Annotated in this window: 26 protein-coding genes; 9 read left to right on the top strand and 17 right to left on the bottom strand. The window is 71.3% G+C overall.

Features of this window, described 5'->3' with window-relative positions; genetic code table 11:
• The first annotated feature begins 21 nt into the window (after positions 1 to 21).
• The 6 genes from O3597_RS06410 (at position 22) to mug (ending at position 4,409) form a co-directional block, all read left to right on the top strand.
• Positions 22 to 594 carry a TetR/AcrR family transcriptional regulator gene (locus O3597_RS06410; RefSeq protein ID WP_093401424.1) on the top strand — a complete coding sequence of 191 codons (573 nt, stop codon included), beginning with the start codon at positions 22 to 24 and terminating at the stop codon, positions 592 to 594.
• Between the two features lie 103 nt (positions 595 to 697).
• On the top strand, positions 698 to 1,618 hold the full coding sequence (locus O3597_RS06405; protein WP_281603504.1) for a TIGR04222 domain-containing membrane protein: 921 nt from the start codon (positions 698 to 700) through the stop codon (positions 1,616 to 1,618).
• On the top strand, positions 1,615 to 2,433 hold the full coding sequence (locus O3597_RS06400) for a DUF692 domain-containing protein (RefSeq protein ID WP_281603503.1): 819 nt from the start codon (positions 1,615 to 1,617) through the stop codon (positions 2,431 to 2,433). Before O3597_RS06405 ends, O3597_RS06400 begins: the two co-directional genes overlap by 4 nt.
• Entirely contained in the window at positions 2,430 to 2,918 is a 489-nt protein-coding gene (locus O3597_RS06395; protein ID WP_281603502.1) for a hypothetical protein, read from the top strand. Before O3597_RS06400 ends, O3597_RS06395 begins: the two co-directional genes overlap by 4 nt.
• Positions 2,919 to 2,982: 64 nt before the next feature.
• Complete coding sequence (locus tag O3597_RS06390) at positions 2,983 to 3,744, top strand: SDR family oxidoreductase (protein ID WP_281603501.1); 762 nt, start codon at positions 2,983 to 2,985, stop codon at positions 3,742 to 3,744.
• Positions 3,745 to 3,887: 143 nt separating this feature from the next.
• Positions 3,888 to 4,409, top strand: a complete 522-nt coding sequence (gene mug, locus O3597_RS06385; protein WP_281604491.1) for a G/U mismatch-specific DNA glycosylase — start codon at positions 3,888 to 3,890, stop codon at positions 4,407 to 4,409.
• Between the two features lie 21 nt (positions 4,410 to 4,430).
• Here the strand turns inward: mug and O3597_RS06380 are convergent, their stop codons facing one another.
• The 4 genes from O3597_RS06380 to O3597_RS06365 form a co-directional block, all read right to left on the bottom strand.
• Positions 4,431 to 6,407, bottom strand: coding sequence for an ABC transporter ATP-binding protein (locus tag O3597_RS06380; RefSeq protein WP_164448392.1), 1,977 nt, complete (start codon positions 6,405 to 6,407; stop codon positions 4,431 to 4,433).
• 110 nt (positions 6,408 to 6,517) lie between these two features.
• Positions 6,518 to 7,285 carry an enoyl-CoA hydratase/isomerase family protein gene (locus O3597_RS06375; protein WP_281603500.1) on the bottom strand — a complete coding sequence of 256 codons (768 nt, stop codon included), beginning with the start codon at positions 7,283 to 7,285 and terminating at the stop codon, positions 6,518 to 6,520.
• A 58-nt stretch (positions 7,286 to 7,343) separates the two neighbouring features.
• On the bottom strand, positions 7,344 to 7,571 hold the full coding sequence (locus O3597_RS06370; RefSeq protein WP_007072022.1) for a helix-turn-helix domain-containing protein: 228 nt from the start codon (positions 7,569 to 7,571) through the stop codon (positions 7,344 to 7,346).
• Between the two features lie 146 nt (positions 7,572 to 7,717).
• On the bottom strand, positions 7,718 to 9,322 hold the full coding sequence (locus O3597_RS06365) for an ABC-F family ATP-binding cassette domain-containing protein (RefSeq protein ID WP_164448274.1): 1,605 nt from the start codon (positions 9,320 to 9,322) through the stop codon (positions 7,718 to 7,720).
• 232 nt (positions 9,323 to 9,554) lie between these two features.
• Between O3597_RS06365 and O3597_RS06360 the strand changes: the two genes are divergently transcribed.
• Positions 9,555 to 10,463, top strand: coding sequence for a neutral zinc metallopeptidase (locus O3597_RS06360; RefSeq protein WP_164448275.1), 909 nt, complete (start codon positions 9,555 to 9,557; stop codon positions 10,461 to 10,463).
• A 78-nt stretch (positions 10,464 to 10,541) separates the two neighbouring features.
• Here the strand turns inward: O3597_RS06360 and O3597_RS06355 are convergent, their stop codons facing one another.
• From O3597_RS06355 to O3597_RS06310, 10 genes are all read right to left on the bottom strand, one after another.
• Positions 10,542 to 11,204 carry an acVLRF1 family peptidyl-tRNA hydrolase gene (locus O3597_RS06355; RefSeq protein WP_281603499.1) on the bottom strand — a complete coding sequence of 221 codons (663 nt, stop codon included), beginning with the start codon at positions 11,202 to 11,204 and terminating at the stop codon, positions 10,542 to 10,544.
• A 30-nt stretch (positions 11,205 to 11,234) separates the two neighbouring features.
• Positions 11,235 to 11,957 carry a LysE family transporter gene (locus O3597_RS06350; protein WP_281603498.1) on the bottom strand — a complete coding sequence of 241 codons (723 nt, stop codon included), beginning with the start codon at positions 11,955 to 11,957 and terminating at the stop codon, positions 11,235 to 11,237.
• Between the two features lie 481 nt (positions 11,958 to 12,438).
• Positions 12,439 to 12,840 (bottom strand): metal-sulfur cluster assembly factor, encoded by a 402-nt coding sequence (locus tag O3597_RS06345; protein ID WP_164448276.1) that lies wholly within the window; start codon positions 12,838 to 12,840, stop codon positions 12,439 to 12,441.
• Complete coding sequence (gene sufU, locus O3597_RS06340) at positions 12,837 to 13,313, bottom strand: Fe-S cluster assembly sulfur transfer protein SufU (protein WP_164448277.1); 477 nt, start codon at positions 13,311 to 13,313, stop codon at positions 12,837 to 12,839. Before sufU ends, O3597_RS06345 begins: the two co-directional genes overlap by 4 nt.
• The gene (locus O3597_RS06335) at positions 13,313 to 14,617 is read right to left on the bottom strand and encodes a cysteine desulfurase (protein WP_164448278.1); all 1,305 of its coding nucleotides are present in this window, start codon (positions 14,615 to 14,617) and stop codon (positions 13,313 to 13,315) included. Before O3597_RS06335 ends, sufU begins: the two co-directional genes overlap by 1 nt.
• A gap of 26 nt (positions 14,618 to 14,643) precedes the next feature.
• Positions 14,644 to 15,417: a Fe-S cluster assembly ATPase SufC gene (sufC, locus tag O3597_RS06330; RefSeq protein ID WP_164448279.1), complete on the bottom strand. Its 774-nt coding sequence runs from the start codon at positions 15,415 to 15,417 to the stop codon at positions 14,644 to 14,646.
• Positions 15,417 to 15,743, bottom strand: a complete 327-nt coding sequence (locus O3597_RS06325) for a non-heme iron oxygenase ferredoxin subunit (protein WP_164448280.1) — start codon at positions 15,741 to 15,743, stop codon at positions 15,417 to 15,419. The genes sufC and O3597_RS06325 overlap by 1 nt, the downstream gene beginning before the upstream one ends.
• Positions 15,743 to 16,885 (bottom strand): Fe-S cluster assembly protein SufD, encoded by a 1,143-nt coding sequence (gene sufD / locus O3597_RS06320; protein WP_281603497.1) that lies wholly within the window; start codon positions 16,883 to 16,885, stop codon positions 15,743 to 15,745. The genes O3597_RS06325 and sufD overlap by 1 nt, the downstream gene beginning before the upstream one ends.
• Before the next feature lie 55 nt (positions 16,886 to 16,940).
• The gene (gene sufB / locus O3597_RS06315) at positions 16,941 to 18,371 is read right to left on the bottom strand and encodes a Fe-S cluster assembly protein SufB (protein ID WP_281563793.1); all 1,431 of its coding nucleotides are present in this window, start codon (positions 18,369 to 18,371) and stop codon (positions 16,941 to 16,943) included.
• Complete coding sequence (locus tag O3597_RS06310) at positions 18,368 to 19,105, bottom strand: HTH domain-containing protein (protein WP_164448393.1); 738 nt, start codon at positions 19,103 to 19,105, stop codon at positions 18,368 to 18,370. Before O3597_RS06310 ends, sufB begins: the two co-directional genes overlap by 4 nt.
• Positions 19,106 to 19,283: 178 nt before the next feature.
• On the opposite strand from O3597_RS06310, the gene O3597_RS06305 reads away from it, so the two are divergent.
• A complete protein-coding gene (locus O3597_RS06305; RefSeq protein WP_281603496.1) occupies positions 19,284 to 20,255 on the top strand; it encodes a COX15/CtaA family protein in 972 nt (323 codons plus the stop codon).
• 93 nt (positions 20,256 to 20,348) lie between these two features.
• Here the strand turns inward: O3597_RS06305 and O3597_RS06300 are convergent, their stop codons facing one another.
• The 3 genes from O3597_RS06300 to O3597_RS06290 form a co-directional block, all read right to left on the bottom strand.
• A complete protein-coding gene (locus O3597_RS06300) occupies positions 20,349 to 21,272 on the bottom strand; it encodes a hypothetical protein (RefSeq protein WP_281603495.1) in 924 nt (307 codons plus the stop codon).
• Positions 21,273 to 21,279: 7 nt separating this feature from the next.
• The gene (locus O3597_RS06295) at positions 21,280 to 21,615 is read right to left on the bottom strand and encodes a hypothetical protein (RefSeq protein WP_164448285.1); all 336 of its coding nucleotides are present in this window, start codon (positions 21,613 to 21,615) and stop codon (positions 21,280 to 21,282) included.
• A 194-nt stretch (positions 21,616 to 21,809) separates the two neighbouring features.
• A complete protein-coding gene (locus O3597_RS06290; RefSeq protein WP_164448286.1) occupies positions 21,810 to 22,766 on the bottom strand; it encodes a heme o synthase in 957 nt (318 codons plus the stop codon).
• 289 nt (positions 22,767 to 23,055) lie between these two features.
• On the opposite strand from O3597_RS06290, the gene tkt reads away from it, so the two are divergent.
• Positions 23,056 to 25,194 carry a transketolase gene (gene tkt / locus O3597_RS06285; RefSeq protein WP_164448287.1) on the top strand — a complete coding sequence of 713 codons (2,139 nt, stop codon included), beginning with the start codon at positions 23,056 to 23,058 and terminating at the stop codon, positions 25,192 to 25,194.
• The last annotated feature ends 11 nt before the right edge of the window (positions 25,195 to 25,205 follow it).

Raw genomic sequence — 25,205 nt, 5'->3', positions numbered from 1 at the left:
GGGAGCTGACACGATCGACACGTGCCCAGAGTAAGCCAGGACCAGCTCGACGCCCGCCGACAGGAGATCCTCGCCGCCGCGCGAGCCTGCTTCGCCCGGCACGGCTACGAGGGCGCCACCGTACGTCGGCTGGAGGAGGCCACCGGCCTCTCCCGCGGCGCCATCTTCCACCACTTCCGGGACAAGGACTCGCTCTTCCTGGCCGTCGCCGAGGACGACGCCGCCACGATGGTGGAAACCGTCGCCCGCAACGGACTGGTCCAGGTGATGCGTGACCTGCTCGCCCGGGCGGTCTCCCCGGACACCACCGGATGGCTGGGCAGCCAACTGGAGGTGTCGCGGCGGCTGCGTACCGACCCCACCTTCGCCACCCGGTGGGCACAGCGGTCGGCCGCCATCGCCGAGGCGACCCGGGACCGGCTGGCCCGTCAACGTGAGGCCGGCGTACTCCGCGAGGACATCCCCATCGACGTGCTGGCCCGCTTCCTCGAACTCGCCTACGACGGGCTGGTGCTCCACCTGGCCATGGGCCGACCCGCCGGTGACCTGGGCGCGGTGCTCGACCTGGTCGAGGAAGCGGTACGCCGGCGCTGACCTCGGCAGGTAACGAGAAGATAACTCGACCCTCCGGGCAGCCGGAGGCTGGCGTCGCCGCTCCACAATGAAGCCGCGTTCCCTCGCGTGACAGGAGCAGGCCATGACGGGTTTCGCAGTCGACTACGACACCTGGGGAGTTCCCGGTCCCACCTTCATCACGCTCTACCTGCTGGCCACGGTGATCGCCGTCGCCGCCGTGCTGATCCGTCGCCGAGCGCTGCTGGGCGGGCATGCCGCTCCGCCGGCCAACCAGCTGAGCCCACAGCAGGTCGCCTACCTCAACGGGGGCGACGACCTCGCCGTCTGGACCTCGCTGGGCACGCTGCGCAGCCAGGGCGCGATCGGCGTCCACCCGGACCACCGACTGACCGCCGACGGTCCGCTGCCACCCGCCGCCACCCAACTCGACCGGGCCATCCACTACGCCGCGACGCAGCGCACCCTGGCCCGGGACGTGCGGCGCACCGAGTGGGTCGAGCGGGCCCTCACCGAGCTGCGCGACGGGCTCGACCACCGCGGTCTGGTTATCGGCCCGGACCGGCGGGCGGCCCTGCGCCACGGCCCGTTGCTGCTGGTCGCGCTGCTGGCGCTCGGTGTCGCCCGGATCGTCGCCGGGCTCGCCAACCACCGTCCGGTCTGGTACCTGGTACTCACCGTCCTCGCGCTCGGCGCGCTGACCACCGTGCTGCTCGTCCGGGTGCCCCGCCGGACCCGAGCGGCCGAGACCGCGCTACGGACCCTGCGCCAGCGCAACCGACACCTCGCGCCCGCCTCGAACCCGGCGTACGCCACCTACGGAGCGGCGGGGGCGGCCATGGCGGTGGCTCTCTACGGCACCGCGTCGCTCTGGGCCCTCGATCCGACGTTCGCCCAGCAGGCCGAGATCCAGCGCCAGGCCGTGGCCGGCGGCGCGACGTCCACCGGAGGGTGCGGCGGCGGCAGCACCGCGGGTGCCGGTTGCGGCAGCAGCAGCAGCTGCGGTGGCGGTGGGGGCTGCGGTGGCGGCGGGTGCGGCGGATGAACCTTCCGCACGGCGTCGGCATCGGCTGGCGGCCGGAGATCTCCGGGTTCGTCGCCGAGCTGCCCGGCCTGCGCTTCGTCGAGGTGGTCGCCGAATCGGTACCGGCCGCCGGACCGCCACCGGACGATCTTGTCGAACTGCGCGACCGGGGCGTCACGGTCGTACCGCACGGCGTGCGGCTCTCCCTCGGCGGCGCGGAACCGGTCGACCCGGCCCGGGTCGCCCACCTGGCGGCGGTCGCGCAGCAGCTGGCGGCTCCCCTGGTCAGCGAGCACATCGCCTTCGTCCGGGCCGGCGGGCTGGAGGCGGGCCACCTGCTGCCGCTGCCCCGCACCCACGAGGCGGTCGACGCGATCTGCGCCAACATCGTCCGCGCCCAGGCGGAACTGCCGGTGCCGATCGCGCTGGAGCCGATCGCCGCCCTGTTCGACTGGCCGGACGACGAACTCGACGAGGCGGCGTTCCTCACCGAGATCCTGGACCGCACCTCGGCGCTGCTGCTGCTCGACATCGCCAACGTGTACGCCAACGCCCGCAACCGGGGCACCGACCCGCTGGCACTACTGGACCGGCTGCCGCTGGAACGGGTGGCGTACCTGCACGTCGCGGGCGGCGCCGAGCGCGGCGGCTTCTACCACGACACGCACACCGATCCGATCGGACGGGAGGTGCTGGAGCTGCTCACCGAACTGTGCGCCCGACACCGTCCGCCAGCGGCCCTGCTGGAACGCGACGGGCACTACCCACCCGCGGCCGAGCTACGCACCGAACTCGACGCCGTGGCCGCCGCCTGCGGCTTTCCGGCGGTGACATGACACCGGCCGGGGTGGGGCCCGACGACCCGGGTGGTCAGGTGGTCGGATCACTGGCCTCGCGGCAGGCGGAACTGGTCGCGGCCCTGGTGGCCGGTGGTCCACCACCGTCCGGCTTCGCACCCGGGCCGTTGGCCGCCGCCCGCGCGGCACTGTTGCGCAAGCGGGCCGGCGAGGTCGCCCGGCACTGGCCGCTGCTCGCCGCCGGGCTCGGACCGGCCTGGCCGACGGTATTCATCGAGTGGGCGGCCGGCCGACCCACCGGCGGCGGACTACGCGACGGCTGGGACCTGGCCCGCGTACTGCACGCCCGTACCGCCCTGCCGGCGCTGGGCGCGGAGGAACTGGCCGTCCGGGAGGCGGAATTCCGCTACGACGCGCACCGGGCACCGCGTCGCCGCCGGTCCCCCGCCATCCGGCGGGTCGGCGGCGCGATCGCGGTCCAGGTCGCCGGCCGGGTACGCCTGCTGCGCCCGGCCCGCCCCTGAACCCGACCCACGACCCGGGACCACCCCTGTTTCCCGTCAGGCGGGCTGGGGCAGGATCGTCGGCATGGATCTCGGACTGACCGATCGGGTGTACCTGCTCACCGGCGCCTCCCGTGGGCTCGGATACGCCACCGCACAGTGCCTGGTGGCCGACGGTGCCCGGGTGGTGCTCTGCGCCCGGCACGCCGAACCAATGGAGGCCGCCGTGACCGGCCTCGGCGGACCCGACCGGGCCGTCGGCATCACCGCCGACCTGGCGGACCCGGCGACACCCGAACGGTTGCTGACCACCGCACAGCAGCACTTCGGCCGCGTCGACGGCGCTCTGGTCTCCGTCGGCGGACCGCCCGCCGGCAGTGCCGCGTCGGTCGCCGACGAGCAGTGGCGGCAGTCCTTCGAGACCGTCTTTCTCGGCAGCGTCCGCATGGTACGGGCGGTCGCCGCGGCACTGCCCGAGGGCGGCGCCATCGCGTTGGTGCTCTCCACCTCGGCGCGCGGCCCGGTGCCCGGGCTGGGCATCTCCAACGGCTTGCGGCCCGGCCTGGCCGGCGTCGCCAAAGACGTCGCCGACGAGTACGGCCCACGTGGCGTACGGGTGGTCGGGCTACTGCCGGGTCGACTGCTGACCGACCGCAACCGGGAACTCTTCGCCGCCTCCGGCGACCCCGAACGGGCCCGGGCCGAGGCGGAAGCCGCCATCCCGCTGCGCCGCATCGGCGACCCCGCGGAATTCGGCCGGGTCGCCGCCTTCGTGCTCTCTCCCGCGGCCAGCTACCTCACCGGCGTCACCGTTCCGGTCGACGGCGGCGCGCTGCGCGGCCTGTGATCGCCGGCCAGTCGCCCCGCGATCAGCGGGTCACCCCCACGAGCCCGTCACGGCCGGCACCGGCCACCGACGGCAGGTCACCGAACCCGTCCCGGCCGAGGCCCGAGGAGCCACGACCGTACCCGCGCCCGAGCCGGGAGGAACTGGCCGCCGCAGCCGACAAGACCATCCCGGACCTCATCGCCGTCGGGCTGGACGTGCTCTTCGTCGGGATCAACCCGGGGCTGTGGTCGGCCGCGACCGGATGGCACTTCGCCCGCCCCGGCAATCGGTTCTGGCCGGCGCTGCACCGGGGCGGGTTCACCCCCCGGCTGCTGCACCCCAGCGAGCAGGACCAACTCCCGACACTCGGGCTCGGCATCACCAACATGGTGGCCCGGGCCAGCGCCCGCGCCGACGAGTTGACCGCCGTCGAGCTGGCCGACGGCGCCCGGCAACTCACCGACAAGGTGGCCCGGTACCGGCCGCGCTGGGTCGCGGTGGTCGGGGTGACGGCGTACCGGATCGGCTTCGCCCGGCCGAAGGCGGGATTCGGGCCGCAACCGGAACAGCTGGCCGACGCCCGGCTGTGGGTGCTGCCCAACCCCAGCGGCCTGAACGCCCACTACACCCCGCAGACCCTCGGTGCCGCCTTCGCCGAACTCCACGCGGCCACAATCGAGTGAGCGGCGATTCGACCAGCAGCCTCAGTTGGCGGCGGCGGGCGGCATGGCCTCGTCAGCGATGTACTCCCGGGTGGGAATGACCACCGGTTCCGGCCCGGTGGCGTCGGCGTACGGACTCGGCGAATCAGCCACCGCGAACTGGGTGCGGTACAGCTCGGCGTAGAGGCCACCGACCGCGACCAGCTCGTCGTGGCGGCCCCGCTCCACGATGCGGCCGTCGTCGAGGACCAGGATCTGGTCGGCGTCCCGGACGGTGGACAGGCGGTGGGCGATCACCAGAGCGGTACGCCCGGTCAACGCCACCGACAGTGCCCGTTGCACCGCCGCCTCGCTCTCCGAATCGAGGTGGGCGGTGGCCTCGTCGAGGATCACGATCGACGGTGCCTTGAGCAGCAGCCGGGCGATGGCGATGCGCTGCTTCTCGCCACCGGAGAAGCGGTATCCACGCTCGCCGACGGTGGTGTCGAGCCCGTCCGGCAGCGACCTGACCAGGTCGGCGACCTGCGCCCCGGCCAGCGCCGCCCACAGCTCGTCATCGGTGGCGTCCGGCTTGGCGTAGCGCAGATTCTCCGCGATGGTCTCGTGGAACAGGTGCGAATCCTGGGTGACCACGCCGATCTCGTCGCGCAACGAGTCGAGCCGGGCATCGCGGACATCGACCCCGCCGACGAGCACCTGCCCGTCGGTGACGTCGTAGATGCGGGAGATCAGCATGGACAGCGTGGACTTGCCGGCACCGGAGGGCCCGACCAGCGCCACCATCTGCCCCGGCTCGACGCTGAACGAGACGCCCTTGAGCACCGGTTCGTTGACCGTACGATCCAGGGCGGCGACCTCCTCCAACGACGCGAGCGAGATCTCCGCGGCGCTCGGGTAGCGGAACCGGACGTCCCGGAACTCGACGGTCCCCGCGCCCTCGGGGATCCGCACCGCGTCGGGGCGTTCCTTGATGCCCGGTTGCAGGTCGAGCACTTCGAAGACCCGGTCGAACGAGACGAGCGCGCTCATCACGTCCACCCGGACGTTGCTCAGCGCGGTGAGCGGGCCGTAGAGGCGGGTGAGCAGCAGCGCGAGGGTCACCACGGTGCCGGCGCTGACCTGGCCGCTGACCGCGAGCCAGCCGCCGAGGCCGTAGGTCAGGGCCTGCGCCAGCGAGGCCACCAGCAGCATGGCCACGAAGAAGGTCCGCGAGTACATCGCGGAGGTGATGCCGATGTCGCGGACCCGTTCGGCGCGGGCGGCGAAGCGGGCCGCCTCGGCGTCGGGTCGACCGAAGAGCTTCACCAGCAACGCGCCGGCCACCCCGAACCGCTCGGTCATCGTCGCGTTCATCTTGGCGTCGAGGTTGTACGACTCGCGGGTGATCTCGGCCAGCCGCCGGCCCACCCGGCGCGCCGGAATGATGAACACCGGCAGCAGGACCAGGGACAGCGCCGTGATCTGCCAGGAGAGGGTGAACATCACCGCGGCGGTGAGGACCAGTTGGATCACGTTGCTGACCACGCCCGACAACGTCGAGGTGAACGCCCGCTGGGCCCCCATCACGTCGTTGTTGAGCCGGCTGACCAACGCACCGGTCTGCGTCCGGGTGAAGAACTGCAGCGGCATCCGCTGCACGTGGTCGTAGACGCGGGTACGCAGGTCGAGGATGATGCCTTCGCCGATGCGGGCCGAATACCACCGTTGGGCCAGCGACAGGAGAGCGTCGGCGACCGCGAGCGCGGCGATGAACAGGGCCAGCCGGGTCACCAGTGCGCCGGCCTCGGCGCCACCCCGGGTGATCGCGTCGATCACGTCGCCGGCCAGCAGCGGGGTCGCCACCCCGATCACCGCGGCGACGATGACGGTGAGCAGGAAGACGACGATGTCGCGCCGGTAGGGGTGGGCGAATGCGACGATCCGGCGGGCGACACCGCGCTTGAGCCGGTGCGCGGAGATGTCGTCCTGGCTGCGCATCGAGCGGAGCATGCTCCAACCGCCCATGCCGCCAGCGGCCATGTGGTTGGACACGCTCACCTCCGGGTCGGGACGTCGTACACCGTCGGGTCAATTCTCCCGACGCCTACGACAACCACGCGAGTAACCCGGATCTTCCCGAACGGTCCTTACTATTCGCCCCGTCCGGCAAGATCCCGCAGTCGGCGCGTCTGCGCCTCCCGCTCGGCGCGCTGCTGCTCGGCGTGGGTACGCCCGGCGGCGCCGGTGAGCAGCGCCTTGATCTCGACGACGGCGTCCCGGCTGGGGGCGAGCAGCCCAGCGGTCAGGTCACGCACCGCGTCGTCCAACTCGACGGCGGGAACCACGAGCGTGGCCAGCCCGATCCGGTCGGCCTCGGCGGCGTCCATCCGCCGCCCGGTGGTGCAGATCTCCAGCGCGCGGGCGTAGCCGACCAACTCGACCAGGCGCTTGGTGCCGGCCAGGTCGGGCACCAGCCCCAAGGTCGCCTCGGCCATGGCGAACTTCGCATCATCGGCCAGCACCCGCAGGTCACAGGCGAGGGCGAGTTGGAAACCGGCACCGATGGCGTGCCCCTGGACGACGGCGACCGAGATGACGTCCGGGCGGTGCAGCCAGGTGAATCCGCCCTGATATTCGGCGATCCGGTCGGCGCACTCCTGCTCCGACAGGGTGGTCAGCTCGGCGAAGGAACCCGGCCCGGAGGCGCCGGCCACCGCCAGGTCGAGACCGGCGGAGAAGGCCCGCCCCTCGCCGCGTACCACGACCACGCGCACGTCACCGGGAAGCTCCCGGGAGAATTCGCTCATCGCGCGCCACATCGCCGGGGTCTGCGCGTTGAGCACGTCGGGCCGGCACAGGGTGACCGTGGCAACCGGCCCGTCGCATTCCAGCCGGACCCCGGTCGCCTCGGCGGTCACCGGGCGGCCCGGGTCGCGGTGGTGGTGGCGGTGCTGCTGAACGACGCTGACGGGCGGGTCACGCCTTCTTGCGGCGCCGGGCGCCGCCGCGCTGCCGCAGCTGCACCCCGGACTCGGTGAGTACGCGGTGGATGAACCCGTACGATCGCCCGGTCGAGGCCGCGAGCGCCCGGATGCTCTCGCCTCCGGTGTACCGCTTGACGAGGTCCTTCGCGAGCGTCTGACGCTCGGCTCCGACGATCCGGCGACCCTTCTCAGTGCTGGTGGCTGTGCCAGTGGCTGCCATGCTGTGTCCTCACGTCCCAGACTGTGCGGTTCGGATACGGTCCCACCTATTAGACCGTCTCGAACGATCATGCGCCAGATATCAACTATTCGCCAACCGACACGCTATGCAGTGTCAGCTTCCCGATAGGTGATGGCACCGCCGGCTCAGGCCAGCTCGACCAGTTCCAGCAGGTCGTCGCTCCAGGCGTCCTCGTCGCCGTCGGGCAGCAGGATCGCCCGGTCCGGCTTGAGCGCGAGGACCGCGCCCGGGTCGTGCGTGACCAGCACGATCGCGCCCGGATAGCGGGCGATGGCGTCGAGCACCTGCTCCCGGCTCACCGGGTCCAGGTTGTTCGTCGGCTCGTCGAGCAGCAGCACGTTGGCACCGGAACAGACCAGGGTCGACAGCGCCAACCGGGTCTTCTCGCCACCGGAGAGCACCCCGGCGGGCTTGTCGACGTCCTCGCCCGAGAAGAGGAAGGCGCCCAGGATCTTCCGCAGCTCGGTGTCGGTCTGCTCGACCGCCGCCGCCCGCATGTTCTCCAGCACGGTCCGGTCCACGTCAAGCGTCTCGTGCTCCTGGGCGTAGTAGCCCAGTCGCAGACCGTGACCGGGGCGCACCTCGCCGGTGTCCGGCTCCAGCAGACCGCCGAGCATCCGCAACAGGGTGGTCTTGCCGGCGCCGTTGAGCCCGAGGATGGCCACCCGGGAGCCCCGGTCCACCGCCACGCTCACGTCGGTGAAGATCTCCAACGAGCCGTACGACTTGGACAGCCCGGTCGCGGTCAGCGGCGTCTTGCCGCAGGGCGCCGGTGCGGGGAACCGCACCTTCGCCACCTTGTCGGCGACGCGTACCTCCTCCAGGCCGGACATCAGCCGTTCCGCGCGACGGGCCATGTTCTGCGCGGCAACCGTCTTGGTGGCCTTGGCCCGCATCTTGTCGGCCTGGGCCATCAGCGCGCCGGCCTTCTTCTCGGCGTTGGCCCGCTCCCGGCGACGACGCCGCTCGTCGGTCTCCCGCGCCTCCAGGTACGCCTTCCAGCCCAGGTTGTAGACGTCGACCACGCTGCGGGTGGCGTCGAGGAACCACACCTTGTTGACCACCGACTCCAGCAGGTCGCCGTCGTGGGAGATCACGATCAGGCCGCCCTTGTGGTTGGCGAGGAAACCCCGCAACCAGGTGATCGAGTCGGCGTCGAGGTGGTTGGTCGGCTCGTCCAGCAACAGGATGCCGCCGCCGTTCTCGCCGGCGTCCCGGAACAGGATCCGGGCCAGCTCGATGCGGCGACGCTGACCGCCGGAAAGGGTGCCGATGGTCTGCGCCAGGGCCCGCTCGGGCAGCCCCAGGTTCGCGCAGATGCGAGCCGCCTCGGCCTCGGCCGCGTACCCGCCGAGCGCGGCGAACTGATCCTCAAGCGCGCCGTAGCGGCGCACCAGGCGCTCGTCGGCGTCCTCGGCGAGCCGCGCCTCCAGCTCCTTCATCCCGGCCATCAGCGCGTCCAGGCCGCGAGCGGAGAGCACCCGGTCCCGGCCGGTGACGTCCAGGTCGCCGGTACGCGGGTCCTGCGGCAGGTAGCCGACGGCGCTGCGCCGGTCGACCTGCCCGGCGTACGGCTGGCCCTCCCCGGCGAGCACCTTCAGCGTGGTGGTCTTGCCGGCGCCGTTGCGCCCGACCAGGCCGATCCGGTCACCGGGCTGCACCCGCAGCGTGGTGTCGGACAGCAGGATCCGGGCTCCGGCGCGCAGTTCCAGGCCGGTGGCAGTGATCATTTCCAGGTACTCGCTCTCGGGATCCGAAGGGCTGACTCAGGGCACACGAAAGCGCCGGCGGATCCACCAGACCCGTCGGCGCGGGGCGTTCAGCCTTCGCAGCGCAGCACGGCACCAAGTGTACCGGGCCCGGCGCGGTACCCCACGCGGATTACCGAGCAAGATCGTCGGGTACCGGATCGCCGACCGGACCCGGTTCCGGCTAACGAGCCACTTACTGATCGGGGTCACCATGGAGCTGAACGAGAACGCACGGATCGACACCAGTCAGGTGGAGGACCGGCGAGGCAGCGGCGGAGGCGGTGGGATGGGCATCCCCATCCCGATCGGCGGCGGGCGCGGCGGCATCGTCGGCATCGTCATCGCCGTACTGGTGGCCCTCGTCGGTGGCGGCTTCGGCCTGAACGCCATGACCGGCGGCGCGGAGCAGGGCGACAACACCGCGCTGGAACAGCGCTGCGCCGCCGAGAACGCGCTGGAGCAGCTCGACTGCCGCAACACCCTCTACGTCAACTCGATCCAGGCGTACTGGCGCACCGCCCTGCCGCAGGCGCTCGGCGAGCAGTACCAACCGACCCGCACCGTCTTCTTCAGCCAGGCCGTCAACACCGCCTGCGGCCAGGCCGACTCCGGCGTCGGCCCGTTCTACTGCCCCGCCGACTCGCTCGTCTACATCGACCTCTCCTTCTACGAGGTGCTCGCCACGCAACTCGGCGCCGAGGGCGAGTTCGCCCAGCCGTACGTGCTGGCCCACGAGTACGGCCACCACGTGCAGAACCTGCTCGGCACCAACGAGCAGGTGCGCCGCCAGCAGCAGCGCGACCCCGGCAACGCCAACGACCTGTCGGTACGCCTGGAGTTGCAGGCCGACTGCTACGCCGGAGCCTGGGCCAAGAACGCCACCGGCACGGCCGACGACAGCGGCCAGAAGATCTTCACCAGCATCACCGAGCGGGACATCGCCGAGGCCATCGACACCGCCGAGGCCATCGGTGACGACGCCATCTCCAAGCGCGCCGACCGGCCGGTCAACCCGGAGGAGTTCACCCACGGCTCGTCGGAGCAGCGTAAGCAGTGGTTCAACCGGGGCTACGACAGCGGCGACCCGGCCTCCTGCGACACCTTCAGCGGCGCGGTCTGACGAAGCGGCACGCCGCGGGCCCGGTCACCGGTGACCGGGCCCACAGCCGTACTACGCGCCCTCTCCGCCGGCCGGGCGCTAGCGGCTGCCTTCCGGCTGCGGTTCGCGGACCAGGATGCGAACCGCCCGGGCGGCGGTCACCGCGGCCAGCAGCACCGCGTGTCGAGGTTCGGGGACGTCGAGCAGACGGTCGGCGCGCAGTGCGGCCAGCGGGGCGAGTCGACGGTCGGCCAGCACGGTGTCCACGGCCCGCCGGTCCCCGCCGGCGATAAGCGCGTCGAGCCGGTCGGCCGCCGGCAGCAGCAGCCGGACGGCCAACTCGACGGCGTCGGCCAGCGCCGCCTTGGTCTGGTTGTCCCGGCGGCGGGCGAAACGCTGCTGCGACCAACCACCGGCGGCGGTACGTCCCTGCACGTAGCGGGTGTCCACCTTGTGCACCGGCAGCCGCTCCCCCTCCGCGATGCCCACCGCCACCGCGCCCTTGCGGACCAGCAGCAGCCCGAGCCGGTGCGGCAGGGTGACCGCCGCCACGAAACCCGCCAGATCGGTGGCGGGCGACGAGCCCGGGGGCGCGTGCAGTTCGGCGGTGGCACCGTCCGGAGCGGACAGCAGCAGGCCGTACCCGTGCGCGCTGACGGTGGGCGGGCCGTGCCGGTCGGCGAAGCCGGCGACCCAGCGGGCGACGCGGTCCGGATCGACCTCCACCCACCGGCCGCCCCCGGCGGCGGGTCGGCTGCTCATCACCCGACCGTACGGCACGGGTGGCCCGGTTCAGCCACCGAGGAGCATGCCGACGGCGAGCACGGTGATGATGGCGCTGGACAGCAGCGCGGTGACCAGCCGACCACGATCGCTGGTGAGCACCCGCCCGATCAGCGAGCCACCCCCGGCGATCAACAGCTGCCAACTGGCCGAGGCGAGGAACACCCCGAGGGTGAACACCACCGCGACGGCGGTGCCGGAGCCGCCCAGGTCGGCCCGGCCGAGCACCAGCGCCGTGAAGTAGACGATGGTGGCCGGGTTGAGCAGGGTCAACGCGAGGATCCCGACAAACGCCCGGGTCGGCGTGTCCAACCCACGCCGTACCGATGCCGGACCGGACCCTGGCCCGGCCGCGACGGCCGCCGACCGGTCCGGGTCACCCACCGACGAGACGGCCGGGACGCCCGGCGTCGGCGCGTGGTTCGGGCACCGGCGTGGGCCGGGCACCCGCAGGGCGCGCCAGGCGCCGTGGGCGGCGAGGGCGAGTAGCGCCGTCGCGCCGATCAGTCGCAGCGGCCCGGCGACCGGCGCGAGCCAGCCCGCGACCACCGCGCCGCCGAGCGCCGCGACGCCGGCGTAGAGCCCGTCGTCGGTGGCCACCCCCAGTGCGGCGGCCGAACCGACCCGGAACGAGGTCCGGGCGGTGAGGCCGAGGATGAGCACGGCGATCGCCCCGACCGGGACGGCCACGCCGTAGCCGGCGACCAGACCGGCGAGGAACGCGCCGGTCACGACCGACGCCGTGGCGAGACGCGGCCCGGCGCGAGCCGCTGTCGACGCGCGGCGGTGGCCACGGCGACAGGACACAGCTTTTTCGGGTACGCCTCACTCACCGCGCCATCTTCCGGGCCCGGCTGCGGCGACGCCACGGATTATCGACAGAGCAGCACGCCCTCTCCCGTCAGGCGATCGATCAGGGCTCGCTACCGCGACCCGTGGCGGACCGCCGCACGCCCGGCACCTCTACCCCTGCCGAGGCTGTCGAGCTGAACCGTCGGCGTCAAGCGGGGCCTGGGGTGATGCGTCTGCGCTCTCAGCTCGACAGCGCCGGGACCACCACCATCAACCGGGGTCGACCCACTGGACGGGTCGCCGCGCGGCAACGATAACTCCGGGCGGTCCGACCGTGGTGGCACGGCGGCGGACGGGTGAGTCACGTCGGGCGCGGCACCCGGTGGATGCCGCGCCCGAGGCAGACTGCCCGGAGGAGCCGTCAGACGTTGAAACCGAGGGAGCGGAGCTGGTCGCGGCCCTCGTCAGTGATCTTGTCCGGTCCCCACGGGGGCAGCCAGACCCAGTTGATCCGGATGTCGTCGACGAGACCACCGCCGGGGCCGGTGGTGAGCGCCTGACGGGCCTGGTCCTCGATCACGTCGGTGAGCGGGCAGGCCGCCGAGGTCAACGTCATGTCCAGGGTGGCGACGTTCTGGTCGTCGACGTGTACGCCGTACACCAGGCCGAGGTCGACCACGTTGATGCCCAGCTCCGGGTCGACGACGTCCTTCATCGCCTCCTCGATGTCGGCGACGGCGGCCTTGCCGCCGACCGCCGGGGTCACCGCGCCGTCGGTCGCCACGGCGCCCGACTCCGGCGTGCTGTTGGTCTGCTCGGTCATGCCTTCACCTCCGTCGGGCTCGCGCCCACACCGGCGCGTGCCGCGGCGTCCTTGAACGCCATCCACGGCAACAGCGCGCACTTGACCCGGGCGGGATAGCGGGCCACGCCCTCGAACGCCACCCCGTCGCCGAGCACATCCTCGTCCGGCGTGACCTGACCACGGCCGGACATCAACGCCACGAACGCCTCGTGCACCTCGAACGCCTCCGTCGCACCCCGGCCGGTCAGCAGCTCGTGCAGCACGCTCGCGGACGCCTGGCTGATCGAACAGCCCATCCCGTCGTACGACACGTCGTGCAACGTCGCACCGTCGGTGGCCACCCGGACGGTGACCTCGTCACCGCAGGTCGGGTTGACGTGGTGCGCCTCGCCGACCCGGTCGGCCGGGTCCGCGGCGTCGCGCAGCCCGCGACCGTGCGGGTGCTTGTAGTGGTCCAGGATGATCTCCTGGTAGAGAGAATCAAGCTGCATCAGGCGAACACCTTCCGCACCTGTTCCAGGCCCGCCACCAGTGCGTCGATCTCCTCGGTGGTGGTGTAGAGGTAGAACGACGCCCGCGTGGTGGCCGGCACCCCGAACCGGGTGCAGACCGGGCGGGCGCAGTGATGCCCGACCCGTACCTGCACGCCGAGGGAGTCGAGCACCTGCCCCACGTCGTGCGGGTGCACGTCGCCGAGCGCGAACGAGATGGTGCCGCCCCGGCCCACCGGCACCTCCGGGCCGAAGATCCGCAGGCCGGGCACGCCGCCCAGGGCGTCCAGCGCGTACGCGGTCAGCTGCTTCTCGTGCCACTGGATCGACCGCATGCCGATGCCGGTGAGGTAGTCCACGGCCGCGCCGAGCGCGACCGCCTCGGCGATCGGCGGGGTGCCGGCCTCGAACCGGGCCGGCGGTGCCGCGTAGGTGGAGCCGCCCATCGTCACCGTCTCGATCATCGAGCCGCCGCCGAACACCGGCGGCATCGCCGCCAGCAGCTCGGTGCGGCCCCAGAGCACGCCGATGCCGGTCGGGGCGCACATCTTGTGCCCGGTGAAGACGATGAAGTCGGCGTCCAGGTCGACCACGTCGATCGGCATGTGCGGCACCGACTGCGAGCAGTCCAGCAACAGCAGCGCCTCCACCTCGCGGACCCGGGCGGTGATCCGCGAGGTGGCGTTGACGGTGCCGAGGATGTTGGACATGTGCACCAGCGAGACGATCTTCGTCCGCTCGTTGACCAGGTCGGTCAGGCCCGACTCGTCCAGCCGGCCGTTGTCGGTGACCGGGAACCAGCGCAGCGTCGCGCCGGTGCGCTCGGCCAGCAACTGCCACGGCACGATGTTCGAGTGGTGCTCCATCTCGGAGATGACGATCTCGTCGCCCGGCCCCAGCCGCAGCCGGGGGTCGGCGTCGGCCCGCAGCGAGGCGTTGGAGAACGCGTACGCCACGATGTTGATCGCCTCGGTGGAGTTCTTGGTGAAGACCACCTCGTCGACGCTCGGCGCGTTGACGAACGCGGCGACCTTCGCCCGGGCTCCCTCGTACGCCTCGGTCGCCTCGGTGCCCAGGGTGTGCACCGAACGGGACACGTTGGCGTTGTGCCGGGCGTAGTGCTCGGCAAGTACGTCGAGCACCTGACGCGGCTTGTGCGAGGTGTTGGCGCTGTCCAGGTAGACCAGCGGATGCCCGTTGACTTCCCGATCGAGGATCGGGAAGTCGGCGCGTACCGCCGCCACGTCGTAGCGCGGCACGTCGTCGTACTGCGGCATCCCCGGCGGGATCGCGATGGTGGTCATCGTGGTGACCGCCCCTTCCTTCGGGGTCAGACCCGCGCCGGACCGGCCCCGGCCGCGTACCGCTCGTAGCCGGACTCCTCGAGCTTGTCGGCCAGCTCCGGGCCGCCCTGCTCGACGATCCGGCCGGCGACGAAGACGTGCACGTAGTCGGGCTTGATGTAGCGCAGGATCCGGGTGTAGTGGGTGATCAGCAGCAGGCCGGTGTCGCCGGTGTCGCGCACCCGGTTCACGCCCTCACTCACCACGCGCAGCGCGTCCACGTCGAGACCGGAGTCGGTCTCGTCGAGGATTGCCATCTTCGGCTTGAGCAGCTCCAGCTGCACGATCTCGTGGCGCTTCTTCTCACCACCGGAGAAGCCCTCGTTGACGTTGCGCTGGGCGAAGGCCGGGTCCATGTGCAACCGCTCCATGGCACCGCGCAGCTCGCCGCCCCAGGTGCGCAGCTTCGGCGCCTCGCCGTCGATCGCGGTCTTCGCGGTACGCAGGAAGTTCGCCACCGACACGCCGGGCACCTCGACCGGGTACTGCATGGCGAGGAAAAGGCCGGCCCGGGCCCGCTCGTCGACGGACATCTCCAGGACGTCCTCGCCGTCCAGGGTCACCGAGCCGCCGGTGATCTCGTACTTCGGGTGGCCGGCGACCGAGTACGCCAGGGTCGACTTGCCGGAGCCGTTCGGGCCCATGATCGCGTGGGTCTCCCCCGACTTCACGGTCAGGTCGACACCGTGCAGGATCGGCTTGAGCTCACCCTCGGGCAGCTTCACCGACACCTGTAGGTCGCGGATCTCCAGGGTGCTCATTATCGGGTCACTCCATTGCTCGGCGTCAGACTGACGTAGATGTCACCGTCGCGGACTTCGACGGGGTAGACGGGTACGGGTTCGGTGGCGGGCAGCCCGGTGGGCTCGCCGGTACGCAGGTCGAAACGGGAGCCGTGCAGCCAGCACTCCAGCGTGCAGCCCTCGACCTCGCCCTCGGAGAGCGCGACGGCCGCGTGCGAGCACTCGTCGAACACGGCGTAGAACTGTTCGTCCTCGCCGTGCACGAGCGCGATCTGGGTGCCGTCGACGTCCGCGCTGATCGCGGTGCCCTTCGGCACGTCCTCGACGGCGCAGATGCGGATCATCAGGCGCCCGCCTTGGTCAGCCGCGCCTCGATAGCGTCCCCCAGGCGCTCCCGCAGGGACTCCACCGGGATCTTGTGCAGCAGCTCGGCGAAGAAGCCGCGCACCACCAGCCGGCGAGCCTCGGCCTCCGGGATGCCCCGGGCCATCAGGTAGAACAACTGCTCGTCGTCGAAGCGGCCGGTGGCGCTGGCGTGGCCGGCGCCGGCGATCTCGCCGGTCTCGATCTCCAGGTTCGGCACCGAGTCGGCCCGGGCACCGTCGGTGAGCAGCAGGTTCCGGTTGATCTCGTACGTGTCGGTGCCGGTCGCCTCGGCCCGGATCAGCACGTCGCCGACCCAGACGGTACGGGCGCTCTCGCCCTGCAACGCGCCCCGGTAGCCGACGTAGCTGCGGCAGTCCGGCACGGTGTGGTCGACCAGTTGGCGGTGCTCCTGGTGCTGGCCGGAGTCGGCGAAGTAGACGCCGTACAGCTCGGCCTCGCCGCCCCGGTCGGTGTACTCCACGGTGGTGTACTGCCGGACCATGTCACCGCCGAGGGTGACCTGGACGTGCAGCACCCGCGCGTCGCGCCCCAGCCGTACCTTCAGGTGCTGCGCCTGCACGGCGTCGTCGGCCCAGTCGGCGACGGTGACCAGGGTGAGCTTCGCCCCGTCGCCCACCGACACCTCGACGTTGTCGGCGAGGGTGGCCGAGCCGACGTGCTCCAGCACCAGGATGGCCTCGGCGAACCGGCCCACCTCGATCACCGTGTGACCGAAGGCCAGGCCCTCGACGCCCTCGCCGACCGCCCGGAGGATGGTCGGGCCACTGATCACCGCGTCCTGCGCCACCCGCACCAGCAGCGCCTGCCCGGCCCCGCCGTAGGCCAGCGCGCTGACCCGGTCGAACGGGGTGAGCACGCTGCCGACCCGCGGGTCGTCGTGGCCGACCCGCTCCACGGACACGCCCTCGGGCAGGTCGGCGTACTCGTGCCGGACCGTGCCGGTGGCGGTCGGGTCGTCACCGACCAGCCCCCGCAGCCGCTTGAGCGGGGTGAAGCGCCACTCCTCCTCCAGGCCGGTCAGGGCCGGGAAGTCGGCGACATCGTACGAACGCAGCGCCTGCGACTTGGTGCTGGGCGGCGCGGAAGCCTGGGTAGTCATCTCGTCCTTGCTTGTGTCTACGACGACGGTGTCCGGTGCTGTGGTGCGGCCGGGGTCAGCCGACCGCGCCCTCCATCTGCAGCTCGATCAGGCGGTTGAGCTCCAGGGCGTACTCCATGGGCAGTTCCTTGGCGATCGGCTCGATGAAGCCGCGCACGATCATCGCCATCGCCTCGTCCTCGCTCAGGCCCCGGCTCATCAGGTAGAAGAGCTGGTCCTCGCTGACCTTGGAGACGGTCGCCTCGTGCCCCATCGACACGTCGTCCTCGCGGATGTCGACGTAGGGGTAGGTGTCGGAGCGGGAGATGGTGTCGACGAGCAGGGCGTCGCACTTGACCGTGCTGGCGCTGCTGTGCGAGCCCTCCAGCACCTGCACCAGACCCCGGTACGAGGTCCGGCCGCCACCCCGGGCGATCGACTTCGACACGATGGTGCTGCTGGTGTGCGGTGCCGCGTGCACCATCTTGGCGCCGGCGTCCTGGTGCTGCCCCTCGCCGGCCATCGCCACCGAGAGCACCTCGCCCTTGGCGTGCTCACCGGTCATGTAGACCGCCGGGTACTTCATGGTGACCTTGGAACCGATGTTGCCGTCGATCCACTCCATGGTCGCGCCCTCGTGACACACGGCGCGCTTGGTGACCAGGTTGTAGACGTTGTTCGACCAGTTCTGGATGGTCGTGTAACGGCACCGGGCGTTCTTCTTGACGACGATCTCCACCACGGCGCTGTGCAGCGAGTCCGAGGAGTAGATGGGCGCGGTGCAGCCCTCGACGTAGTGCACGTACGCACCCTCGTCGACAATGATCAGCGTCCGCTCGAACTGGCCCATGTTCTCGGTGTTGATCCGGAAGTACGCCTGCAGCGGGATCTCCACGTGCACGCCCTTCGGCACGTAGATGAACGAGCCGCCGGACCACACGGAGGTGTTCAGCGCGGCGAACTTGTTGTCGCCGACCGGGATCACCGTGCCGAAGTACTCCTTGAACAGGTCCTCGTGCTCCTTGAGGGCGGTGTCGGTGTCGAGGAAGACGACACCCTGCTCCTCCAGGTCCTCACGGATCTTGTGGTAGACCACCTCGGACTCGTACTGGGCGGCGACACCGGCGACGAGGCGCTGCTTCTCCGCCTCCGGGATGCCCAGCTTGTCGTAGGTGTTCTTGATGTCCTCGGGCAGGTCCTCCCAGCTGGCGGCCTGCTTCTCGGTGGAGCGCACGAAGTACTTGATGTTGTCGAAGTCGATCCCGGTGAGGTCGGCGCCCCAGGCCGGCATCGGCTTGCGCTCGAACAGCCGCAGGCCCTTAAGGCGCAGGTCGAGCATCCAGGCCGGCTCGTTCTTCTTGGCCGAGATGTCCCGCACCACCGCCTCGTTGAGGCCGCGCTGAGCCGAGGCCCCGGCGACGTCCGGGTCGGCCCAGCCGTACTCGTAGTTGCCCAGGGCGGCGAGCTGCTCCTCCTGGGTCAGGGGCTGGACGATCTGCTCGGTCATCTATCTGTCCTCACAGTGGTGACGGTCTTACCGGACTGGGCGTGCGGCGAACCCGGGATGTGCGTGGTGCACACCCCGTCGCCGTGCGCGATGGTGGCCAGGCGCTGCACGTGGGTACCGACCAGGCGGGAGATCACCGTGGTCTCGGCCTCGCACAGTTGGGGAAACTCGGCGGCCACGTGCGCCACCGGGCAGTGGTGCTGGCAGAGCTGGCCGCCGGAGGCGATCGTGGAGGCACTGGCAGCGTATCCCTCGGCGGTCAGCGCCGCGGCGAGTGCCTCCGCACGGGCCATCGGATCGTCGCCCGCGTCGGCCAGGGCGGCCTGACAGCGCGTTTCCAGGGCGGCCACCTGCTCGGCGGCGAACCGCTCCACCGCCTGCGAGCCACCGGTGCGGGCGATCCAGCGCAGCGCGGCGGTGGCCATGTTGTCGTAGTGGTGGGTGCCACACCGGCTGCGGGCGGCGTCGGTGAGCAGGAACACCTTGGCCGGGCGGCCCCGCCCACGGTGACCGCGTACGGTCTGCTCGCGGGCCACGACGTCACCGTCGGCGAGCATCGCGTCCAGGTGCCGGCGGATCGCCGCCGGGCTGAGCCCGAGCGCGTCGCCCAACTGGGCGGCGGTGGCGGCGCGGCGCTCCAGCAGCAGCAGGGTGACCCGGTCCCGGGTCGACTGCTCACCGGTCGGCGCGGCCTGGGTGCTGGTCGTGGCAGGCGGGACGTGGGTGTCCGGCAGCGACCGGCCGGCGACCGTACCGGCCGTCGGCTGGTGCCCGGTGAGCCCCGCCGCCTTTTTCACAACGCCCACGTTACGTAATTCAATCAGGGCCCGCAAACGTGACCCCGGTGATCCGAACCACCGCACGGGCGGAGTCACCCGATCGGTGACAACTACGTTGCGTAGGATTCGCCTCGTGAAGCGACCCGACCGCTCCCCGGTCTCCGGCACCCTGCTGCGCCGCCTGGCGTTCGCCAACATCGTCGCGAACGCCGCGATCGTCGTCACCGGCGGGGCGGTGCGGTTGACCGCGTCCGGCCTGGGCTGTCCCACCTGGCCCCGGTGCACCGACGAGTCGTACACCGCCACCGCCGAGATGGGCATGCACGGAGCGATCGAGTTCGGCAACCGGCTGCTCACGTTCGTGCTGGTGCTGATCGCGGGCGCCACCCTGCTGGCCGCCCTGGCACACCGTCCCCGGCGACGCGGTGCGGTGCCGCTGGCGCTGGCGGTCGTGCTCGGCATCGTGGCACAGGCGGTGATCGGTGGGATCACCGTCCGTACCCAGCTGCATCCCTCGATCGTCGGCATCCACTTCGTGGTGTCGATGCTGCTGCTGCTCGTCGCGTACGCCCTGTGGCGCCGGGTGAGCGAGCCGGACGGCCCGACGGTGCCCGTGGTGCCACCGGCAGTGCGGACCCTGACCTGGCTCACCGTGGTGGCCAGCGCGGCGGTGATCGTCGTCGGGGTGGCGGTGACCGGCAGCGGCCCGCACGCCGGCGACGCCGACGCCGTCCGTAACGGCCTGGACCCGCAGACCATCTCCCAGATCCACGCCGACCTGGTCTTCCTGCTCGTCGGCCTGACCGTGGGCCTGTGGCTGGCACTGCGCGCGGTCGGCGCGCCGGCAGCCGCCGTGCGGGCGGCGCTGACCCTGCTCCTGGTCGAGCTGGGTCAGGGGGTGATCGGCTTCGTGCAGTACTTCACCAACCTGCCGGTACTGCTGGTCGGCCTGCACATGCTCGGCTCCTGCCTGGTCTGGCTCGCCACCCTCGCCGTGCTCTGGTCCACCCGCGAACGCCGCCCCGCCGACCACCCACCCCCGCCCACCCGCCCGGCCACATCCGTCCCTGCCGAACCCTCCCACCCGGCCCCAACCCCCGCCTGACCTCCGTTGATCATGAAGTTCTTGTCCCGCCACGCCGGGGCGGGTGACAACAACTTCATGATCAACCTGACCGAGGGCGGGGGTGGGGTGGGGTCAGCGGGTGGGGTGGGGCAGGTGGAGGGTGATGGCGTGGGCTAGGCGGTCGGGAACGCCGTCGGAGTGGCCGAGGAACAGTGAGGGCTCGGTCAGTTCCAGTTCCACGAGCACGGGGGTGCCGTCGGGGCCGGGGATCAGGTCGACCCGGGCGTAGAGCAGGCGGTCGGATCCGCCGGGCACCGCCGCGAGGGTCTGCGCCGCGACGGCGAGCTGGGCCGGCTGTGCGGTGCGGGCGGTGATCTCCTCGACCTTGTACAGCGCGTCGACACCCTCGTCCGGCCCGGTCAGCATCGGACCCTTGCGGATGGCGTGACTGAAGGTCAGACCGGTCGGGCCGGTCAGGAAGAGCAGCGCGGTCTCGCCGACGGTGTCCACCGCGGTCAGGTACGGCTGGACCATGGCCACCCGACCGGCCGCGCCGAGCCGACGTACGTGGGCCACCGCGAGATCCCGGTGGCCGGGCTCGGCCAGGTCGTAGCGGCCGGTGTCCAGGCTGCCGGCGCTCACGGCCGGTTTGACGACGTACTCACCGTGATCAGCAGGTGGCTGCCACGGCTGGTCGGGCAGTACCCAACCGGTGGGGACGGTGGGCACCCCGGCTGCTGACAACTCGTCGAGGTAGCGCTTGTCGGTGTTCCACCGCACCACGTCCGCCGGATTGACCAGTCGGGGTACGTCCGTCGCCCAGGAGACGAACTCGTCCCGGCGGGACATGTAATCCCAGGGCGAGCGGAGCACCGCCAGGTCGTAGCGGGCCCAGTCGACGGTCGGGTCGTCCCAGACCACCGGCTCGGCGGCGATCCCCCGCGCGGCCAGCGGAGCCACCACGAGACGGTCGTCGTCGTCGAGGTCGGCGAGTTCGGTGCAGGTGACGAGAGCGACCCGGGGTCTCCCCCGGGTCGACTGGTGGTGATCGGTCAATTTATTCTCAACGGGCCATGGTGCGTCGGGCCATCGAGCGCCAGAGGTCGTTGCTCGGGCGCATCTGGTCCATCAGTTCCCGTTCCCAGGCGTTCTCCACGGCGACCCCGGCCTGCGCACAGGCCTCGCGGGCGGTCACCGTGTCCTCGGCGAACTGGTCGCCCCACGCGCCGTCGGAGCCCACCAGGACGATGCGGGCACCGCGCTTGCCGACGTACTCGATGACCGCCTTCGCCCCGCCATGCTCGGCGGCGAACGACCGGATGCCCGCGATCAGGCCGTTGGGGGCCTGCCCGGAGGCGGTCTGACCGGCCGTCAACGTCGTATCGGAACCATCTGCCATAACGTGAAGACTAAGCAGAGATGCACCCGGACGGGCGAGAACCATCAACCTTTTGTGATACCCATTACCCGCAGGTTTAAGGAAGACCAAAGGCGTTTCGCCCGTATTTATCAGCAACAAATCGGGTGAATCGGAGCGACAGAACGTCCGCAAACGGACGGAGCCGACGAGGGGGAACCCGCCGCGGGCGGCCGTCAGAGCAGCGCGTCGAGCGCCGCGGCGGCGAAGACGATCGTCAGGTACGACGTCGACCAGTGGAACAACCGCATCGGCTTGACCGGCTCGCCCCGACGGGCCCGCCCGGCGAGCCGGTGCGCCTCGACCAGGAAGATCGCGCCGACCACCAGCGTCGGGACGCCGTAGACCGCACTCAGCCCCAACGCCCACACGGCCAGCGAGGTCAGCACGGTCAGCCAGGCGAACAGCACGATCTCGGCGTTCACCCGCCGCACCGAGGCGACCACCGGGAGCATCGGGATGCCGGCCCGCGCGTAGTCGTCTTTGTATTTCATCGCCAGCGGATAGAAGTGCGGCATCTGCCAGAAGAAGACCACCCCGAACAGCGCCCACGCCACCGGCGACAGCGAGCCGGTAACCGCCGCCCAGCCGATCAGCACCGGCGCGGCACCGCAGGCACCGCCCCAGAAGGTGTTCGCCGTCGTCGTGCGCTTGAGCCACAGGGTGTAGACGACGTCGTAGTAGACGATCGCGGCCAGCGTGAGCCCGGCGGCGAGCAGATTGGTGAAGGCCGCCATCAACGCGACCGAGACCACCGCCAGCACCAAGCCGAAGATCAGCGCGTTGCGGGGCGTCACCGTGTGCGCCGGCAGCGGCCGCCGCTTCGTCCGTCGCATCAACTGGTCGATGTCGCGGTCGATGTAGCAGTTGAGCACGCTGGCCGCGCCCGCCGCGAGCGAGCCGCCGACCAGCACCACCGCGACCAGCCACAGCGACGGCAGCCCCCCGTGCGCGAGCATCATCGCCGGCACCGTGGTGACCAGCAGCAGCTCCACGATCCGCGGCTTGGTCAGCGTCACGTACGCCGCCACCACCGCCCGCAGGTCGCGGGGGCGGGCTGGGGTCTCCCCGGCCGTACGCACCGGCGGCTGCCCGGCAGGGTTACTGACGGGGCGCTCGGTGATCATGCTCACGGATTGCCACCTTCCGGCGTCGGGAGGGGAGGTCACGGCGGCGGGACCACCTCGGGTCCACACACCGACCCACACACTACGCGTCGTCGTTTTGGCTGCCCGGGCGACCCGGCAACGGTGCCAGTCGTCACACCCGAGGCTGGCGACCGAGCCGGCGACGAGGGTGAACCGCGAGACACGCCCGAAACGTACAGACCAGCATGCTGAGATCCTCGGGCGCACGTTTAGCCGCGCTCGATAGGGTCACCACTGAGGGTTCCGCCCATCTCGCCGAGGAGCACAAACCACCGTGGCTGCCAACCGACCCGCGCACCCCGCACTTGACTGGTCCGATCTCGACCGCCGTGCCGTGGACACCGTCCGCGTCCTGGCCATGGACGCCGTGGAGAAATCCGGCAACGGCCACCCGGGCACCGCGATGAGCCTCGCCCCTGCGGCGTACCTGCTGTTCAACCGGGTGATGCGACACAACCCGGCCGATCCGAACTGGCCCGGTCGGGACCGCTTCGTGCTCTCCGCCGGGCACTCCAGCCTGACGCTCTACATCCAGCTCTTCCTCGCCGGCTACCCGCTGAGCCTGGACGACCTCAAGTCGCTGCGGCAGTGGGGTTCGCTGACCCCGGGGCACCCCGAGCACGGGCACACCCCCGGCGTGGAGACCACCACCGGCCCGCTCGGGCAGGGCCTGGGCAACGCCGTCGGAATGGCCATGGCGGCGCGGCGGGAACGCGGCCTGTTCGACCCGGAGGCCGAGGCCGGCGAGTCCGCCTTCGACCACCACATCTGGTGCATCGCCTCCGACGGCGACATCGAGGAGGGCATCAGCCACGAGGCCAGCGCCCTGGCCGGGCACCAGCAGCTGGGCAACCTCTGCGTGATCTACGACGACAACGAGATCTCGATCGAGGACGACACCCGGATCGCGCTGAGCGAGGACGTCGCGGCCCGCTATACCGCGTACGGCTGGCACGTGCAGACCGTCGACTGGCGGCGCGGCGACGCCGACAAGGGTGACTACCACGAGAACGTCGAGGAGTTGTACCAGGCGCTGCTGGCCGCCAAGGCGGAGACCGACCGCCCGTCGTTCATCGCGCTGCGCACCATCATCGGCTGGCCGGCACCGAACAAGCAGAACACCGGCAAGATCCACGGCTCGGCGCTCGGCGCGGACGAGGTGGCCGCCACCAAGGAGATCCTCGGCTTCGACCCGGCCGGCTCGTTCGAGGTCACCGAGGAGGTGCTCGGCCACACCCGCTCGGCGCTGCGGCGCGGCGAGGCCGCCCAGCAGGAGTGGACGACCACCTTCGACGAGTGGTCGCAGGCCAACCCGGAACGCCGCGCTCTCTACGACCGGCTGGCCGGCCGGACGCTGCCCGAGGGCTGGACCGACGCCCTGCCGGAGTTCCCCGCCGACGCCAAGGGTGTCGCCACCCGGGCCGCCTCCGGCAAGGTGCTGGCCGCGCTCGCGCCGGTGCTGCCCGAACTGTGGGGCGGCTCCGCCGACCTGGCCGAGAGCAACAACACCACGATGAAGGGCGAGCCCTCCTTCGTCCCCAGCCAGTACGCCACCAAGGAGTTCCCCGGCCACGAGTACGGCCGGACGCTGCACTTCGGCATCCGGGAACACGCCATGGGCGCGATCCTGAACGGCATCGCCCTGCACGGCGGCACCCGCCCGTACGGCGGCACCTTCCTGGTGTTCAGCGACTACATGCGGCCCTCGGTCCGGTTGGCCGCGTTGATGAAGCTGCCGGTGGTCTACGTCTGGACGCACGACTCCATCGGTCTCGGCGAGGACGGCCCGACCCACCAGCCGGTGGAGCACCTGACCGCGCTGCGGGCCATCCCCGGCCTGGACGTGGTCCGCCCGGCCGACGCCAACGAGACCGCCTGGGCGTGGCGGCAGGCGCTGGAGCACACCGACCGGCCGACCGCGTTGGCGCTGAGCCGGCAGGCACTGCCGACGCTGGACCGCTCGCAGCTTGCCGGCGCGGAGGGGGTCGCCAAGGGCGGCTACGTGCTGGCCGAGGCGTCCAACGGCAAGCCCGAGGTGATCATCATCGGTACCGGCTCCGAGGTGCAGCTCTGCCTCACCGCCCGGGAGCGGCTGGAGGCCGACGGCACCCCCACCCGGGTCGTCTCGATGCCCTGCCAGGAGTGGTTCTTCGAGCAGGACGAGGCGTACCGGGAGTCGGTGCTGCCGCGCGGGGTAAAGGCCCGGGTGAGCGTGGAGGCGGGCATCGCGATGTCCTGGCGCGGCATCGTCGGCGACTGCGGCGAGAGCGTCAGCATCGAGCACTACGGCGCGAGTGCTCCGCACTCGGTGCTCTTCGAGCAGTTCGGCTTCACGCCGGACCGGATCGTCGCCGCCGCACACGCGGCGCAGACCCGGATCGGCGACATCACCGGTTTCACGACCGGCAACTGAGGGAGGCGTTG

It is taken from the genome of Verrucosispora sp. WMMA2044 (genome assembly GCF_027497155.1).
Taxonomy (GTDB): domain Bacteria; phylum Actinomycetota; class Actinomycetes; order Mycobacteriales; family Micromonosporaceae; genus Micromonospora; species Micromonospora palythoicola.
Note: the sequence above shows the minus strand (reverse complement) of the source record. Positions and strands in the feature narration are given on the sequence as shown.